The organism is Streptomyces sp. NPDC030862, assembly GCF_055571835.1.
In genome coordinates, this window is sequence record NZ_JBVIEN010000001.1 from 709,966 (window position 1) to 726,739 (window position 16,774).

The window sequence follows — 16,774 nt, forward strand, 5'->3', positions numbered from 1 at the left end:
ATCGGAAGAAGAGAAAGGTTCCTACAGATAAGTGCAACGAGCCCCGGTCTCCGACGACACTGCTCAACCCGGCATCTCGGCCCCGACCAGGGCACAGCGCGGCCGCAGCCCCGGCGGTGCGCGGAGACGGATCGTTACGCCCGCGGCGCGGTGGCGTTGTCCGGGGCATGGAACAGAAGAACGGGCAAGAGGGACGGATCCCGACCGTGGGCGTGGTCGTCGCACGCACCGGCCGGCTGGCGCGGCTCGGGGATCCGCTGGCGTACGCGATGGAGCTCCTGGCACCGAAACTGCGCGGGCGGGTGCGCCTGGTGAGCCGTGACAGCCGCTCCACAGCCGAAGGCGCCCGGCGGGCCGTGCGGGAGCTGGTGCGGGACGAAGGGGCGCGGATGGTGGTGACGCTGGCGGGCACGGAGGTGCTCCCGGCGGTCGCCGACAGCTGCGAGGAGGCCGGTGTTCCGTGCCTGTCCAGCACCTTTCCCTGGCAGGTGTACTTCTACGGGCGCGGCGCGACGGATCGGCGTCCGTTCCGCTGGACGTACCACTTCTGCTGGGGTCTCGACGACATCGCGGAGACCTTCGCGGACTTGTGGGAGGCGGCGGGTGCGGGACCGGGCCGCGCGGTGGGGTGCCTGTGGAACGACGGCCCGCAGGGCGCGTGGTCGCGCCACGCCGAGCACGGTTTCCTTCCGGCGGCCCGGGCGCGCGGCTACCGGCTGGTGGACCCGCCGGGGTACCGGGAGCCGTCCGGGGGCTTCGACGGGACCGGCGGGACCCTGGCGGCGTTCCGGGAGGCGGAGGTGGACGTCGTCACGAGCGCGGCGACGGGGGCGGACCTCGCCCTGTTCCGGCGGGAGGCCGCGGCGTACGGGCTGCGGCCCCGGCTGATCACCTGTTCGCGGTGGCTGGCGTACCCGCCCGCCGCGACGGCCACCGGTGAGCCCCCGCAGGCGAACGTGGCGACACTCGTCTACTGGACCCCGGCCCACCCGTACCGCTCGTCCCTGGACGGCATGACCGCCGCGGAGCTGGCCGAGGCGTACGAGCGCGCCACCGGCAACCGATGGCTCCAGCCGCTGGGCCTCGCGTACGCCCTCTTCGAGGTGGCCGCCCACGCCCTGACGACCGCCACCGACCCGACGGACCCGCCCTCCGTGACGGCGGCCCTCGCCACGACGCGCCTGCACACGATGGCGGGCCCCCTGGACTGGACGTCGGGCCCGGTCCCGAACGTCGCCACGATCCGCCTCTCGGGCGGCCAGTGGCAACGCGGCCGCGCGCACCCGTACGAACTGGTGGTGGTGGACCCGCGGGGTGTTCCGGGCCTCCGGTCGGGCGGTGAGCTGGTGGGGGTGGGCGGGGGGTGAGGCGGACCGCCTCGGCCCGACGCCCTCACCCGTAGCAGCGCCGGCCGACCTCCCGCACCGCCTCAGCCGCCACCAGGGCCTCTGCAAGAGGCCACTTGACGAGGGAAAACGCAACTTCGACAGAGTCTGCGGAGGTGGCTATCGTCACCTCTCATTCGGCGGCGCCCAGAGTCGCACAGGAGTTCCCTCAGGCTGAGTCGATCACGCCTGTAACTCCCCCCACGGGCAGGCCATCGAATCGAGTCCACGCCCGGACGGCGGGACCGTCAGGAATTCCCCACCAGGCCCACTCGGCCAGGGAGAGACGCATGCCCCATCTCGCTCTGTACACGTTCAGCGTGCTGAAGTCACCCCTCACCGATCCCGGGCCTCTCACCCGGGAGTTCTACGAAAGCGGTGAGGCCGTCTACCAGGAGATCGGCCGGCACCCCGGATTCATCACTCACGCTGAACCGGCGCACCACGTCCAGGGCGTACTCTTCGACGCCGACTGGGGCGCATGGGGAGAGTTCGTCGTTCCGGCCTGGTACGGCAAAGGCCGCAGTGCGGAAACCACCGCCCTGGCCGCGACCCTCTCCCTCTGGAGCGATCTGGGCGCCGCCTTCGACGCCATCTACACCGGCCTGCACCGCGCGGCGCTCAACAGGCGTTACGACTGGTTCGAGCGGACTGGGCACCCGGGTTACGTGTTCTGGTGGGTCGCCGACGGCGCGATACCTATGTGGCAGGACGGGGTCTCCCGGCTGGAGCACCTCCACGAACACGGCTCCGCGCCCTACGCCTTCACCTTCCACCGTCCGTTTACCCCAGGCGGAGAACCGACCCGACTCGAAGGCGTCGGAACGAAAACCGAGGGTCACCGACTCGGAACCATGAACGACTAGGAACGACCAGCGATCGCAGCGCGGCCGAGCGCGCAGCGATGTCGCCACCTGGGTCTGGTCACCGCGGAGCTGCGGGTAGCGTGCGGGCATGACGAGGGAGAGCAAGCGGCGGGTGCTGTACCGGCAGGGCAGCGGGTTCTGGCGGATGACGGCGAAGTGGGTTCTGGTCTTCGGGGTCCTGTACCTGGTGGACGGTGGACTGCTCCGATCGTGGAACGACGCTATGACCTGGCCGTTCATCTGGCTCGTGCTGTGGGTGCCGTTCGGGATCGGCGTGTTCTGGTATCCGAAGAAGGACCAGCAGGTCACGCTGACGACACGTGAACTGCGTATACGGCGTAGGCGGCTGCCGATGGAGGAGGTGAACCTGCTGCACGTGGCGCGCCTGTGGCTGGAGGGGCTGTCGACCGCCGACGACCAGCCGGTGCTGGAGTGGACACGGCGTGACCGGGTGGTGTGGGTGCCGCTGCTGGACGGCCGGGCGTACGGCGTGGAGTTTCGCGACCCGGCCGCGTTCGCCAAGGTTTTCGGCGCCTTCGCGGTCGCGGCGTGCGGCGGGCCGGAGATCGTCCGGGCGAGGGCCGCAGCAGCGGCCTATCCGGAGCCGCGCCCGATGGTGGCCCGCTACCGCCCCGCCGACGACGGCTCCCGGACGGACATCCTGGACATCTTCGGCTGAGAGGCGGGACTGCACAGGACTGACTGCAGGGCGTTCTCGTCCGCTCGCCGCCGGTCCGGCCGTTGCGCAGAGGTGCTGGGGCGGGCGCACGAGCGTACGACGCGGCTTGGCCCCCGGACCGCGCGGGTCCGGGGGCCAGGAGGCTCATGCCGCTAGCCGGGCCGACGGGTCAGTCGCCCGGGCGGATGCGGCCGCGCCAGCCGCCGTCCTCGCCGCCCTGCTTCTCGATGTACTCCTTGAACCGGCGCATGTCGCCCTTGACCCGGCGGTCGATCATGCCGGTCATGTCGGCGGCCTTGTCCGCCATACCGCTCGGCTCGACGTCCATGACCAGTTCGACGCGCGTGTGGGTGTCGTCGAGAGGCTGGAAGCTGACCATGCCCTTCTGACGGGTGTCGCCGCTGATCGTCCGCCACGCGATCCGCTCGTCGGGGAGCTGGTCGATGATCTCGGTGTCGAACTCCCGCTTCACCCCGCCGATCTTGGTGACCCAGTGGTTGTGGCGGTCGTCGACCTGCCTGACCTCCTCGACCCCCTCCATGAAGTGGGGGAACGACTCGAACATGGTCCACTGGTTGTAGGCGGTGTGCAGGGGCACCTCGACCTCTACGGCTTCCTTCACCGTGCTCATCAGTGACTCCTCGCTTCCGTGCTGTCGGCGACGCGCGGCGGCGTTCCCACCGCGCTCGGCACGTCATCCGGGTAACCCGCACGCGCTCGGCTATGCGTCCTCACGCCATGAAGTGGAACTTCAGGGCGGCGAGGACCTCCTCGGGGCGCTCGGCAGGGGCCAGGTGGGAAGCGCCGGGGAGCTCGGTGAGGGTGGCGTCGGGGAGGGCGGTGGCAAGCTCGTGGGCGTGGGCGGGCGGGGTGGCCGGGTCCTCGAGGCCGGCGAGCACCAGAGTGGGGGTGGCGATGGAGGGCAGGGCGTCGCGCAGGTCGTAGGCGGCCAGGGCGTCGCAGCAGGCGGCGTACGCGCCCGGGTCCGCCCGGCGCAGGTCGTCGACCAGGCGTCGGGCCAGGGGGTCACCAGTGAAGCCGGGCGTGAACCAGCGGGAGGCCGCCGTCACCGCGACCGGCGCCGTGCCCTCGCGGCGTACGAGCGCGGCACGGTCCCGCCAGGGGCCGGGCTCGCCGAAGCGGGCCGAGGAGCAGACGACGGCGAGCCGGTGCAGCCGGTCGGGGTGGTGCGCGGCGAGCCGGAGGCCGACGGCGCCGCCGAGGGAGACGCCCGCGTAGTGGAACCGCTCCAGGCCGAGGGCGTCGGCGAGGCGCAGGACGTGCGCGGCGAGGTCGGCGACGGTGACGGTGGTGGTGCCGGGCCGCAGGAGTCCGGCGGGGCTGTGCCCGTGTCCGGGCAGGTCCCAGCGCACGCGGCGGAAGGCGGTGAGCCCCGGTGCGACGCGGTCCCACAGGGCGGTGGAGGTGCCCAGGGACGGCCCGAGGAGGAGGGCGGGGGCGGTGTCGTCGCCCTCCGTGACGTGGTGGAGAAGGGCGGGCTGATCCATCGGCTTCATCGGTTTCAGCGGCTTCATCGGCGTTCCAGGGCGCGGTCGGTGAGGGGCCCGGCCGCGCCCGTGTAGTGGATGGGGTCCGTCAGCTCGGATGGCACGCCGAGTACGTCGGCGAGCGGCTTGCCGGTCGTACGGACCTCCTCCGCCGCACGCGTGAGCACGTCTTTCGAGAAGCGGGTCCGCAGCCGCTCGGAGACGATCAGACCGCGGGTGAGGTCCAGATCGGCCCGCATCCGCTCGGGGTGGACGCGCAGCCCTTCGGCCAGCCGCACGGCGTGGTGCGCGGCGCCGCCGACGAGGCGCAGCAGGTCGCGCAGCGGCTCCCACTCGGCGTGCCAGGCGCCGGGGGGCCGCTCGTCCTCGGCGGCGACGGAGGCGTACAGGACGGCGGCGAGGGCGGGCGCGCGCCGGGCGGCCGCCGCGAGCAGGGTGGAGCGTACGGGGTTGGTCTTGTGGGGCATGGCGGAGGAGCCGCCGCCGCTGCCCTCGGTCACTTCGCCCGTCTCCGTACGGGAGAGGACGAGGACGTCCGCGGCGGCCTTTCCGAGCGCCCCGGCGGTGAAGGCGAGGGCGCCGGCGAGGTCGGCCACCGGCGTACGCAGGGTGTGCCAGGGCAGGGCCGGTTCGGCGAGGCCGAGTTCGCGGGCGTACGCGCCGACGAGGGCGAGCGGGTCGGAGCCGTGGGCCTCGAAGGCCGCCAGGGTGCCGGCGGCGCCGCCGAGTTGGGCGGGCAGCCGGTCGCGTACGGCGTACAGCCGGTCGCGGGCGTCCAGGACGAGGGCGCGCCAGCCCGCCGCCTTCAGGCCGAAGGTGGTGGGGACGGCGTGCTGGGTGAGGGTGCGGCCGGGCATCGGCGTGTCGCGGTGCGCGGCCGCGAGGGCGCCCAGGGACGCGGCGGTGCGCTCCAGGTCCGCCAGGAGCAGCGCGAGGGTGCGGGAGGCGACGAGCATGGCCGCGGTGTCGAGGATGTCCTGGCTGGTGGCGCCCCGGTGGACGTACGCCCGCGCGTGTTCCGGTACGGCGGCGGTCAGGTCCGCGACGAGCGGGATGACGGGGTTGCCGCCGGTACGCGCGCGCAGGGCCAGGTCCCGTACGTCCGGGGCGTCGAAGGGGCGCGCGCAGGCGGCCGCGATGGCCTCGGCGGCCTCCGGGGGCGCCTGGACGCGGGCGAGGGCGGCCTCCGCGTCGAGCATCGCCCGCAGGAAGGCCGCGTCGGAGGTGGCGGCCTCGGCCGGTGTGCCGGCGCTCCCGGGGGCGAGCAGGCCCGTCTCCTCGGGGTCGTACTCGGTCGCCGTGTACGCCGTCATGTGAACTCCAGGAAGACGGTCTCGCCCTCGCCCTGCAACCGGATGTCGAACCGGTACGTCGGGTTCCGTACCGGCTGGTCCGGTTCGGGGCGCGCGACCAGTGTCGCGGCGCGCGCGGGCGGCAGCGAGGCGAGCAGGGGGTCGGTGGCCCGGTCGGTGGCCCCGGCCTCGGCGAGTTCGGGGAGGTAGGCGCGGGTGAAGAGGTGGTGGGTGAGTCCGCGGGCGAAGACGCACAGGCTCAGGTAGGGGGCGCCGGCGCCACGCCGGCCGGGGCGCAGGGTCCGTACCGTCCAGTGGCCGTCGGCGTCGGTCGGTACGCGGCCGAAGCCGGTGAAGTCGACGCCGTTGCGGCCGAGGAAGCCCCCGGTGACGGGGTCGCGGCGCATCGAGCCGCCCTTGCGCGGCAGTTCGCCGTCCGGGCCGGGCCCCCAGATCTCGATGAGCGCGTCCGGGACGGGCCCGCCCTCGCCGTCGAGGACGTACCCGTGGACGGTGATGGTGTCCGGGTGTCCGAAGGGGGCTATCTCGCCGCCGCCGGGGAACGGGAGGGCGTACCCGTAGAAGGGGCCCACCGTGTGCGAAGGGGTGGGGTCGAGGGCGCTCATCGGCCGTCCTCCATCCAGGTGGCGGCGGGGCCGTCCAGGACGATGTCCCAGCGGTAGCCCAAGGCCCATTCGGGGGTGGAAAGGGTGTGGTCGTAGGTGGCGACCAGGCGCTGCCGCGCGCGTTCGTCCGTGACGGACTGGAGGATCGGGTCGTACGGGAAGAGCGGGTCGTTCGGGAAGTACATCTGGGTGACGAGCCGCTGCGTGAACGCGGAGCCGAAGAGCGAGAAGTGGAGGTGGGCGGGCCGCCACGCGTTGGTGTGGTTGCGCCAGGGGTAGGCGCCGGGCTTGATGGTGGTGAAGCGGTAGTGGCCGTCGTCGTCGGTGAGGGTCCGTCCGACGCCGGTGAAGTGGGGGTCGAGGGGGGCCGGGTGCTGGTCGCGCCGGTGGGCGTAGCGGCCGGCGGCGTTGGCCTGCCAGAGCTCGACGAGCTGTCCCCGTACGGGACGCCCGTCGCGGTCGCGTACGCGCCCGGTGACGGTGATGCGCTCGCCGATCGGTTCGCCGGGGTGCTGGCGGGTGAGGTCGTTGTCGAGCTCGGTGACGTCGGTCTCGCCGAAGGCGGGCGCGGCGAGTTCGACGGCTTCCGGGTCGCGCTGGGCGGCGATGGCGACGAGCGGCCGGCGCGGGTGGCGCAGCACGCTGGAGCGGTAGGGCGGGTAGTCGCGCGGCGGGTGGTCGGCGCGCGGGGCGCCGTCGGCGACGGACTTCTCGTACGCGGTGCGCTGCCGGACGATCTCGACGTCGATGTCCTGCTGGGTGAGTGCCATGGCGGTGAACTCCTGCGGGATCGGCGGGCTCAACGGGCTTGGGTCGCTTCGGTGCGCACCGGGGCGGCCGTGCGGTCGGCGATGTCCCGGGTGGTGACTCCGGGGGCCGTCTCCACGAGCACCAGGCCGTCGTCGGTGACGTCGAGGACGCCGAGGTCGGTGATGATCCGGTGGACGCAGGCCCGGCCGGTGAGCGGCAGGGTGCACTCCTCGACGATCTTCGGGCTGCCGTCCTTGGCGGTGTGCGTCATGGTGACCAGCACCCGCCGGGCCCCGTGGACGAGGTCCATGGCGCCGCCGATGCCGGTGACGAGCTTGCCGGGGACGGCCCAGTTGGCGAGGTCGCCGCGGGCGGAGACCTGCATGGCGCCGAGGACGGCGACGTCGATGTGGCCGCCGCGGATCATCGCGAAGGAGAGCGCCGAGTCGAAGTAGGAGGCTCCGGGCAGGACGGTGACGGTCTCCTTGCCCGCGTTGATGAGGTCGGGGTCGACTTCGTGCTCGTACGGGTAGGGGCCGGTGCCCAGGATGCCGTTCTCGGATTCGAGGACCACGTGGACGCCGTCGGGGAGGTGGTCGGGGATGAGGGTGGGCAGTCCGATGCCGAGGTTGACGTACTCGCCGTCGCGCAGTTCGGCGGCGGCGCGGGCGGCCATCTGGTCGCGGGTCCAGGGCATCAGCCACGCGCCTCTCGGGTTGCCGTACGGTCCGTACGCGCCGGAGGGTCCATACGGACCGAGCGGACCGGGCTGACCGTACGGACCGTGCGGTTCTCGATCTTCTTGTCGGCGGCCTGCTCCGGGGTGAGGGCGACGACGCGCTGGACGAAGACGCCCGGCAGGTGCACGTGGTCCGGGTCGATCGCGCCGGGCTCGACCAGCTCCTCGACCTCCGCGACGGTGACGCGCCCGGCCATGGCCGCGAGCGGGTTGAAGTTGCGGGCCGACTTGGCGAAGACGAGGTTGCCGTGGCGGTCGCCCTTGGCCGCGCGGACGAGCGCGAAGTCGGTGCGGATGCCGTGTTCGAGGACGTGCGGTACGCCGTCGAACTCCCGGACCTCCTTGGGCGGGGACGCCACTGCGACGCCGCCGTCGCCGTCGTACCTCCAGGGCAGGCCGCCGTCCGCGACCTGGGTGCCGACGCCGGCCGGTGTGTAGAAGGCGGGGATGCCCGCGCCGCCGGCGCGCAGCCGCTCGGCGAGGGTGCCCTGGGGGATCAGTTCCAGCTCCAGCTCGCCGCCGAGGTACTGGCGGGCGAACTCCTTGTTGGCGCCGATGTACGAGCCGGTCACGCGGGCGATGCGCCCGGCGGCCAGGAGGACGGCGAGACCGGACTCCAAGGCTCCGCAGTTGTTGGAGACGACGGCGAGGCGCCTGACGCCGGTCTCGAACACCGCCTGGATGAGCGTGTTCGGTACGCCGCTGAGGCCGAAGCCGCCGACGGCCAGGGACGCTCCGTCGTGTATGTCGGCCACCGCTTGCGCTGCCGTGGCCACCACCTTGTCCATCCGGCTGGTTCCTCCCGAGCGGAAAGAAACGCTCAGTACACTGAGCATTCGTCGTCGGGCAGCAGCCTGGCACCGCGATCTGGGCCGGTCAAGACCCTCAGTGCACTGTGCGTACGTGAGACACTGTCCCGGCTCGGGGACACCTGTCTCCTGGGAGAGTCATCGGGAGAGAGGAGTCCACCGTGCCCGCACTCGATCTCGGCAGCCATCCGGGCCATCTGGCCCGGCGGTTGCAGCAGGCGCACACGCTGCTGTGGACCACGATGGTCTCGGAGGAGGTCACCTCCCCGCAGTTCGCCGTGCTCAACACCCTGGTGGGCGAAGACGCCCTGGACCAGCGGACGGTCGGCGAGCGGGTCGGCCTCGACCGCTCCACCATCGCCGAGGTGATCCGCCGGCTGGCCGACCGCGGCCTCGTCGACAAGGTGCGCGACCCGCGCGACGGCCGCCGCTCCGTGCTGCACGCCACGGAGGAGGGCGTACGCGTGCACAAGCGCCTCGCGGTCCGCACGGCCCGGATGAACCAGGTCTTCCTCGCCCCCCTGGACCCCGCCGAGCAGACGGTCTTCCTGGCCCTGCTGCGCCGCGTCTCGGACGCTGCGGAGGGGCTCCGCAACCCGGCGGAGCCGGACTACGCGGTGGCGGGCGGGGGTTCGTAGGGAGCGGCCGACCGGGGCTCCAGGGTTCAGTCCACAGTCAGGACGAGCTTGCCCTGGTGTCCGCCGGTCTCCATCTGCCGGTGCGCTTCGGCCATGTCCGCCGGCGCGAAGCGGCGGGCGATGGGCAGGGTGGCCTCACCGCGGGCCACCGCCTGGGCGACGTGGGCGACGGTGGCGGCCGAGCGGGTTCCGAACATCATGGTGATGCCGTACCGCTCGGCGAGCCGCGGGCCGGCCAGCGTCACGATCCGGCGCGTGTCGCCGGTCACGGCGACGGACACGCTGATGGCCTCCTCGGAACCCGTCAGGTCCAGCGAGGCGTCCACGCCCTGCGGGGCCGACTCGCGCACCCGCTGTTCCAGGCCCTCGCCGTACGCCACCGGGGTGGCACCGAGGGAGCGGAGGTAGTCGTGGTTGGCCTCGCCCGCCGTTCCGATCACATGGACGCCCCGCGCTCGGGCGAACTGCACCGCCAGGCTCCCGACGCCACCCGACGCGCCATGGATGAGCACCGTCTCCCCGGCCTTCGGCTCCAGCCGGGCCAGCGCGTTGAACGCCGCTTGCCCGACCGCCCCCACGACCGCGGCCGTCTCCCACGAGAGGACCGCGGGCTTCGGCGTCAGGTTCTCCGCGGGGACGACGACCTGCTCGGCGTAGGCCGCCATGTCCACGAACCCGATCACCTCGTCCCCGGCCGAGAAACCGTCGACACCGTCACCGAGCTGGTCCACCACACCGGCGAACTCGTTGCCGAGCTGCTGAGGGAAAGAGATGTCGTAGACCGCATCGAACTCCCCGCGCCGGATCTTGGCATCGATCGGGTTCAGCCCCGCCGCCTTGATCCGCACCCGGACCTGTCCCGCACCCGCCTGCGGCTCGGGAAGATCAGCCACCCGCAGCACCTCCGGGCCGCCATAGGAGTCCATCACCACTGCCTTCATCACGCTTGCGCCTACACCTTCGAATGAGCGGTTAGATAGCCACCCAAGGCTTCGGATATGCCTCGAATGGCGCCTTCTGCTCCCCAGTCAACGTCTGCGGACCTTGGCGGGTCCAACACTCTCCACCAGACACGCAACAGTCTCAGGCTGTTACGGTGAAGGGGTGGATCTCGATCTGCGCCAGGCTCGCTACGCCGTGACCCTCGCCGAAGAACGTCACTACGGCCGGGCCGCCGCCCGGCTCTCCATCGCCCAGCAGACCCTGTCCGCTCAGATCACCGCCCTGGAGAAGCGCCTCGGCGTCCAGCTGTTCCACCGCGACCGCCGCCAGGTCACCCCCACCCCCGCGGGCGAGGTCTTCACCACCCGCGCACAGCGTCTGCTCACTGATGCTCAGCGACTCGTCGACGACCTCACCCGCGCCAGCACACCGCTGCGCATCGATGTCCTCACCGAGGGGCTGACCCCCTCGCTCCTCGCCCGGCACTTGAGCTCCCAGACCCCGTGCCTGCCCTTGGAGGTCGTCCACAGCCAGGGCCTGGCGGCCGCACTGCCCCGCCTGCTCTCCGGGGATCTCGATCTCTCCTTCGGCCGTATCCACGGCCTCGGCCTCGGCCTCGGCCGAGAACTTCCGGCGCCCCTGGCCACCATGCCCGTACGGCTGGAGCCCATCGGCGTCATCGTCCCCGCCGACCACCCTCTCGCCGAACGCGACGAGGTGCCCCTTGCCGCTCTCGCCGACCACCCCCTCCTCGTCCACACCGCCGACGAAGCCGCCGAATGGCGCGACTGGATCGACCAGACCATGGCCGCCTTCGGGCTGCGCAGCGCGCTCCGCGTACGCGGGCACGGCCGCACCGCCATCCACGCAACCGTGCAAGCCCGCGGTTACCCCGCCTTCGGCCTCACCACGGGGCAGCTTCCCGAGGGCCTGACCGCTCGCCCTCTGACCAGCCCGGTCCCTCTCTACCCCTGGCACGCCGTCTGGAACGCCACCACCGCGACGGCCGCCACCCACCGTGCTCTGGAGCTCGTCCACACCTACGCCAGGGCCCATCACTGGCATCGTCTTCCCGACGCCCCTTGGTGGCTGCCCGAAGCGGACCGCGCAGCACTGAGCCCACGGAAGTGACCAGCCGCGGGATCTGACGGCCCCCACGGGAAGCCCGCGGGAAAGTACCTGGGCATTGTCAGTGGCCCTCCCTACGATGGTCAGCAATTCCGAGTCCTCCTCGGTGGCGTGCGCGTATGCCCGTGTACGGCGCCGGGGTCAGGGCCGGGTCCATCGCGATTTGTGAGGGGGGGACCCCGCGATCGCCCGACCCGCACCCGCGGCCGCCGTCCGGGGCCGTGAGGGTGCTCCCTTGTGCCCATGAACCTGCGCCCTTCCGATTCCTCCGAAGTTCCCGAAGCCGCCGAAGCCGCCGAGCCGTCGGTCAACACCTTCCAGGTGGACCTGCGCGGCCTCGTCGATCTGCTGTCGCACCACCTCTACTCCAGCCCGCGCGTGTACGTCCGCGAACTGCTGCAGAACGCCGTGGACGCGGTCACCGCCCGCCTCGCCCACGACCCCGCCGCGCCCACCGGCATCCGGCTGACGGCCACCGGCGACGCCGTCGTCATGGAGGACACCGGCATCGGTCTGACCTCCGAGGAGGTGCACACCCTCCTCGCCACCATCGGCCGCAGCTCCAAGCGCGACGCTCTGGACAGCGCACGGCAGGAGTTCCTGGGGCAGTTCGGCATCGGACTGCTTGCGTGCTTCGTCGTCGCCCAGCGGATACGCGTGGTGTCGCGCTCCGCCCGCAAGCCCGACGAGCCGCCGGTGGAGTGGCTGGCGAGCGACGACGGGTCGTACACGGTGCGGACGCTGCCCCACGAGGCGCGTCCGGAGCCGGGCACCACCGTGCGGCTGGAGCCGCGCCCCGGGGCCGAGGAGTGGACCGAGCCGGGGCGCGTGGCCGAACTGGCGAGGGACTTCGGCTCGCTGCTGCCCCACGAGGTCACCTTCACGGGGCCGGACGCCGCCGACCGACCGCTGACGGAGCGGCCCGCCGTGTGGGACCGGGCGTACCCGACGCCCACCGCGCGGCGCGTCGCGCTCGCCGGGCACTGCGCTCGGGTCTTCGGGTTCACGCCGCTGGACTCCATCGACCTGGACCTGCCGGTCGCGGGGGTACGCGGTGTCGCCTACGTCCTGCCCTCGGCCACCAGCCCCGCCCACCGGGCGGCGCACCGGGTCTACCTGAAAGGCATGCTGCTCACCGACCGGGCGGACAACCTCCTGCCCGACTGGGCGTTCTTCGTCCGCGTGGTCCTGGACACCGACACCCTGCGCCCGACGGCCTCCCGGGAGAACCTGTACGACGACGAGACCCTCGCCGCCGTGCGCGAGGCGCTCGGCGTCCGCATCCGCGAGTGGCTCGCCGAGCTCGCGGCCGGGGACCCCGACCGGCTGGCGGCGTTCCTGACCGTGCACCACCTGGGCGTGAAGTCGATGGCGCGGCACGACGCCGAGCTGTTCACCTTGATGCTGCCGTGGCTGCCGTTCGAGACCAGCGACGGCCGGGTCACCCTCGACGAGTTCGTACGGGCCCATCCGCAGGTCCACTTCACGCGCACGGTGGAGGAGTTCCGGCAGGTCTCCCCCATCGCCGCCGCGCACGGCCTCGGCGTCGTCAACGGCGGGTACACCTACGACGCGGACCTCATCGCCCTGCTGCCCCAGGTCAGGGAGGGCGTCACCGTCAGCGAGCTCGACGCGGGCGCCGTCACGGCCCACCTCGACCCCGTCGAACCGCGGCAGGAGCTGGCCCTGGCCGCGTTCCTCGCCACCGCCCGGACCCGGCTCGACGCCCTGGGCTGCGATGTGGCGCTGCGCGCCTTCCAGCCCGTCACCGTGCCGGCGCTGTACCTCGACGACCGGGAGGCCCGCCACGAGCGGGACCGCGCGGCGGCCGAGGAGGGCGCCGACAGCCTGTGGAGCGACATCCTCGGCGCCCTGCGCGGCTCGGCGCCCCGCGCCCGGCTGGTGCTCAACCACAACAACCCCCTGGTGCGGCGCGTCGCGGCGATCACCGACCCGGAGCTGGCCGGTACGGCGGTCGAGTCGCTGTACGGGCAGGCCCTGCTGATGGCGCAGCGCCCGCTGCGTCCCGCCGACACCTCACTGCTCAACCGGGCCTTCCTCGGGCTCCTGGAATGGGCGACGCACCCCACCACCACCCCCGCCGAGGGCACCACCCGGGAGGACGACAAGTGACCACCGCCGAACACGCGGGCCAGCCGGGCCCCGACGACATCCGCCGGGCCCTGTGGGAGAACGAGTCCGCGCCCAACGGGCTGCTGCGCAACGCGCGGGCGGAGGAGCTGGTCACGGCGGCCGAGGCCACCGGGGACCGGGACCTGCTCCGGCAGGCGCTCTTCGGGCTCATCCGGGCGTACGAGTACAGCACCGAGCGCGGCAAGATGCTGGTGCCGTTCGCGCGCCTCATGCAGGAGTGGGACCGTGACCCGTCCGCGTTCGACGGGGCCGACACCCACACCTTCCACTGGATGTTCAAGTGGGTCAGCTCCGGAATGCTGACGCTGCCGGAGATCCCGCTCGCCACCATGGAGCAGTGGCTCGGCGAGATGGAGCGCCGCTACCGGATGGCCGGATACAGCGAGCGCGCCGTACGGCAGGCCGAGTTCGAGCTGGCCGAGGAGACCGGCGACACCGAGCGGGCGGCGCGCGCGTTCGCCGCGTGGACGGCGGCGGAGCGCGACCGGATGGCCAACTGCCACGCCTGCGAGCTCAACGACCAGGGCCACTACCGGCTGAGCCAAGGACAGGACGACGAGGCCCTGCGCACGTGGGGGCCGGTCCTCGACGGCAGCGCCGGCTGCATGGAGGAGCCGCACCGGGTGCTGGCCAAGTCGCTGCTCCCGCTGGTGCGGACGGGCCGGCTGGACGACGCTCGCGCCCACCACCTGCGCGGCTACCGCATGGCCCGGGGCAACGAGAGTCTGCTGCCCTCGATCGGCCTGCACATCGAGTTCTGCGCGCTGACCGGCAACGAGGGCCGGGGCCTGGAGATCCTCTCGGAGCACGCCGCGCACCTCGCGTCCGAAGGCAACCCGTGGGCCCGGCTGGAGCTGCTCACCGGGGTCCTGGTCCTGACGCGCCGGCTGCTGGAGCTCGGCGTCGGCGAGCAGCCCGCGGTCGCGTACGCGGGGCGGCAGCGCACGGTGCGGGAGCTGCACGAGCTGCTGACCGCCGAGGCAACCGGGATCGCGGCCCGCTTCGACGAGCGCAACGGCAGCGATGTCGTGTCCGGGCGGCTGAAGCACCGGCTGGAGCGCGAGCCGCTGCTGGCGGGTCTGCCGCTGGGCGTACGGGCCGTCCGGCTCGCGGGCCCGCCCACCCCGGCGCCGGTGGCGCCGGTTCCGCGTGGCGGTGACCAGGCGGCGGCCCCCGGGACCCCGGCTTCCCCGGCCTCCCCGGCCGAACTGGTCGCCGAGGCAGTCGCCGAAGCCCGGGAGCTGCGCGCCCAGGGCCACCCCCGGGCGACGGCCGCCTGGGACCGGGTGGAAGCCCTGGCCTCGCAGGCGGGCGAGGCTGCGGAGGGGGGCGAGACCGCGGAGAGGGGCAAGACCGCCGATCCGCTGCTCGCGGCCGACCTGCTGGACCACCGGGCCATCCGCGCCGGGCGTGCGGGCGACGAGAGCGCGCGGGAGCTCTTCGAACGGACCGCCGCCGCCTACCGCGCCGCCGGTGAGCCGAGCCGTGCCGCGCTCGCCGAACTGCGTGTGGCCACCGCGGCGGTGCGAGCGGGCGCGGAGCCGGAGGAGATCCGCGACCTGACGGCGGCGGCCGCCGCCTCGGCCCAGGCCCTGGACCCGGCCGACCCCACCAGGACACGCCGGATCGCGACGGCCGCCCTGCTGAAGATAAAGATCGACGCGGCGCTGCGCCACGACGAGGAGGACCACGGCGACGCACGCCTCGCGGCCGATCTGGCCGTGTTCACCGAGCAGTTCGGGCGCGACACGGGCGGCGAAGGCAGCGGTGTGGACGACCTGCTCGCCGAGGCGGACAGGATCCGCGCCGACCTGGCCTGGCGGTCGGGCGACGCGGACACGGCGGACGAGCTGCTCGCCCTGGCCGCGCGGCGCGTCATCGCCTCGGGCCACCCCTGGGACGCCGCGGAGCCGCTGTCGCGGCGGGCCCGGCTGCTGATGCGGCTCGGCCGCCTCGACGACGCCGAGGAGGCGGCGCGTGCCGCGGTGACACACGGCGCGGAGCTTGTGGACCCGCACGAACTCGGCGTGGTACGGCTGACGCTGGCGGAGGTGCTGTACCAGCGGGACGGCGAGGAGGCCGAGGCGGCGCAGTACGCCCTTGAGGCCGCCCACTGGTTCGACGCGGCGGGCGACTCCGCGGGAGCGGGCGCGTACGCCCGGCTCGTCCTCGCCCAGGCCCTCGGCGAGACGGGGCGCTCCGCCGAGGCAGCCGAGGTGCTGGAGTCCGCGCTGCCGGACCTGCTGGAGCACGGCGACGAGCAGGCCGTACGCGCCCGCGACACGCTCGCGCGGAACCTGCGCGCACTGGGCGACCGGCGGGCCGCGGCGGAGCAGTACCTTCTCGCCGCCGAGGTGGCCAAGGGCTGGGAGCACCCGGGGGCGCACGCCCAGCTGGCGACGCTCGCCGCCGAGTGCCTCTCGGGCGCGGGCTTGCGTGACGAGGCGGTCGCGGCGTACCAGCGGGCCGTCGAGCTGTGGGAGAGCGTGGGCGATCCGGTCTCGCTCGCCCGCGCGCTGCGTTCGCTCGCCTGGCTGGAGATGCGCGGCGGCGACCCGGCCGCCGCCAAGGAGCTGATGGCGAGGGCGCTCACGGCGGTCGAGGGCGAGGGGGCCGAGCTGCTGGTGGAGCGTGCGCGTACCTGGGCGCAGACGGCCGAGCTGATCCTGGACGAGCTGTACGCGGAGGACGGGGAGGAAGCGGAGGACACGGCGGACGCGGAGGGCAGGGCGGACGCGGAGGGCGCCGGCGGGGCACGGCAGGACGCTGCCTCGGCCGCCGAGGCCCGGCGCGAGGCGGTGCTCCTGCTGGAGAGGGCGGAGGCGGCGTTCGCCGCGCTCGGCGCCGGCGCGCTGGACGAGCGGGCGCGGTGCGCCGTCCAGGCGGCGTGGGCAGAGCAGGGCCTGGGCCGTACGGACGCGGCCACCGCACGACTGCGGTCGCTGATCGACGAGTTCGGCGCTCTGGACACGGAGGAGTCCCGCGGCTGCCTGCCGCAACTGGAGCACACGCTCGAACAGATCGGCGGCAGGGCCTGACCCGGACACGACGGGGGGCGGGCGACTCGGTCCGGGCCATCACAGCCCGGGCCGTGCGTCCGCCGGCCGGAATGCCGGCCGAAGTGCCGGACGGACCACCTGGCGGACATGCGGCACCCGGTCGCCACGGCGCGGCCGCCGCGCCACTACACTCCGCGCGGCGCGGCGACACGGGCAGGGGACGGGGCCGACGCCCGGATGCCCCATGTCGAGAGGGAGA

Annotated in this window: 14 protein-coding genes and 1 pseudogene; 7 read left to right on the plus strand and 8 right to left on the minus strand. The window is 73.3% G+C overall.

The annotated features are described in order from the left end of the window. The first annotated feature begins 167 nt into the window (after positions 1-167). The 3 genes from ACZ42X_RS03260 to ACZ42X_RS03270 all read left to right on the plus strand — a co-directional run bounded on the left by ACZ42X_RS03260 (position 168) and on the right by ACZ42X_RS03270 (position 2,930). Positions 168-1,367: an ABC transporter substrate-binding protein gene (locus ACZ42X_RS03260; RefSeq protein ID WP_468283716.1), complete on the plus strand. Its 1,200-nt coding sequence runs from the start codon at positions 168-170 to the stop codon at positions 1,365-1,367. A 308-nt stretch (positions 1,368-1,675) separates the two neighbouring features. Further along, the gene (locus tag ACZ42X_RS03265; RefSeq protein ID WP_468283718.1) at positions 1,676-2,251 is read left to right on the plus strand and encodes a DUF3291 domain-containing protein; all 576 of its coding nucleotides are present in this window, start codon (positions 1,676-1,678) and stop codon (positions 2,249-2,251) included. Between the two features lie 88 nt (positions 2,252-2,339). Then, entirely contained in the window at positions 2,340-2,930 is a 591-nt protein-coding gene (locus ACZ42X_RS03270) for a hypothetical protein (protein WP_468283720.1), read from the plus strand. Between the two features lie 169 nt (positions 2,931-3,099). On the opposite strand, the gene ACZ42X_RS03275 is transcribed toward ACZ42X_RS03270, so the two are convergent. The 7 genes and pseudogenes from ACZ42X_RS03275 to ACZ42X_RS03305 all read right to left on the minus strand — a co-directional run bounded on the left by ACZ42X_RS03275 (position 3,100) and on the right by ACZ42X_RS03305 (position 8,633). Then, positions 3,100-3,561, minus strand: a complete 462-nt coding sequence (locus ACZ42X_RS03275; RefSeq protein ID WP_468283722.1) for an SRPBCC family protein — start codon at positions 3,559-3,561, stop codon at positions 3,100-3,102. A gap of 109 nt (positions 3,562-3,670) precedes the next feature. Further along, positions 3,671-4,438 (minus strand): annotated as a pseudogene (locus ACZ42X_RS03280) (alpha/beta fold hydrolase); the annotation flags it as partial. A 23-nt stretch (positions 4,439-4,461) separates the two neighbouring features. Further along, positions 4,462-5,751 carry a 3-carboxy-cis,cis-muconate cycloisomerase gene (gene pcaB / locus ACZ42X_RS03285; RefSeq protein WP_468283724.1) on the minus strand — a complete coding sequence of 430 codons (1,290 nt, stop codon included), beginning with the start codon at positions 5,749-5,751 and terminating at the stop codon, positions 4,462-4,464. Beyond that, positions 5,748-6,356, minus strand: coding sequence for a protocatechuate 3,4-dioxygenase subunit alpha (gene pcaG, locus ACZ42X_RS03290; protein ID WP_468283726.1), 609 nt, complete (start codon positions 6,354-6,356; stop codon positions 5,748-5,750). The genes pcaB and pcaG overlap by 4 nt, the downstream gene beginning before the upstream one ends. Beyond that, complete coding sequence (gene pcaH / locus ACZ42X_RS03295) at positions 6,353-7,126, minus strand: protocatechuate 3,4-dioxygenase subunit beta (RefSeq protein ID WP_468283728.1); 774 nt, start codon at positions 7,124-7,126, stop codon at positions 6,353-6,355. The genes pcaG and pcaH overlap by 4 nt, the downstream gene beginning before the upstream one ends. A gap of 29 nt (positions 7,127-7,155) precedes the next feature. Next, the gene (locus ACZ42X_RS03300; RefSeq protein WP_468283730.1) at positions 7,156-7,803 is read right to left on the minus strand and encodes a CoA transferase subunit B; all 648 of its coding nucleotides are present in this window, start codon (positions 7,801-7,803) and stop codon (positions 7,156-7,158) included. Continuing rightward, positions 7,803-8,633, minus strand: a complete 831-nt coding sequence (locus ACZ42X_RS03305; protein WP_468283732.1) for a CoA transferase subunit A — start codon at positions 8,631-8,633, stop codon at positions 7,803-7,805. The genes ACZ42X_RS03300 and ACZ42X_RS03305 overlap by 1 nt, the downstream gene beginning before the upstream one ends. Positions 8,634-8,815: 182 nt before the next feature. Between ACZ42X_RS03305 and ACZ42X_RS03310 the strand changes: the two genes are divergently transcribed. Continuing rightward, entirely contained in the window at positions 8,816-9,292 is a 477-nt protein-coding gene (locus tag ACZ42X_RS03310) for a MarR family winged helix-turn-helix transcriptional regulator (protein WP_468283734.1), read from the plus strand. Between the two features lie 26 nt (positions 9,293-9,318). Here ACZ42X_RS03310 and ACZ42X_RS03315 read toward each other — a convergent pair whose 3' ends face one another. Continuing rightward, positions 9,319-10,233 carry an NADP-dependent oxidoreductase gene (locus ACZ42X_RS03315; protein ID WP_468284120.1) on the minus strand — a complete coding sequence of 305 codons (915 nt, stop codon included), beginning with the start codon at positions 10,231-10,233 and terminating at the stop codon, positions 9,319-9,321. Positions 10,234-10,396: 163 nt separating this feature from the next. Here ACZ42X_RS03315 and ACZ42X_RS03320 point away from each other — a divergent pair, with 163 nt between their 5' ends. The 3 genes from ACZ42X_RS03320 to ACZ42X_RS03330 all read left to right on the plus strand — a co-directional run bounded on the left by ACZ42X_RS03320 (position 10,397) and on the right by ACZ42X_RS03330 (position 16,554). Beyond that, positions 10,397-11,365, plus strand: coding sequence for a LysR family transcriptional regulator (locus ACZ42X_RS03320; protein WP_468283736.1), 969 nt, complete (start codon positions 10,397-10,399; stop codon positions 11,363-11,365). A 240-nt stretch (positions 11,366-11,605) separates the two neighbouring features. Then, on the plus strand, positions 11,606-13,495 hold the full coding sequence (locus tag ACZ42X_RS03325) for an HSP90 family protein (RefSeq protein ID WP_468283738.1): 1,890 nt from the start codon (positions 11,606-11,608) through the stop codon (positions 13,493-13,495). After that, the gene (locus ACZ42X_RS03330; RefSeq protein WP_468283740.1) at positions 13,492-16,554 is read left to right on the plus strand and encodes a tetratricopeptide repeat protein; all 3,063 of its coding nucleotides are present in this window, start codon (positions 13,492-13,494) and stop codon (positions 16,552-16,554) included. Before ACZ42X_RS03325 ends, ACZ42X_RS03330 begins: the two co-directional genes overlap by 4 nt. Positions 16,555-16,774: the final 220 nt, after the last annotated feature.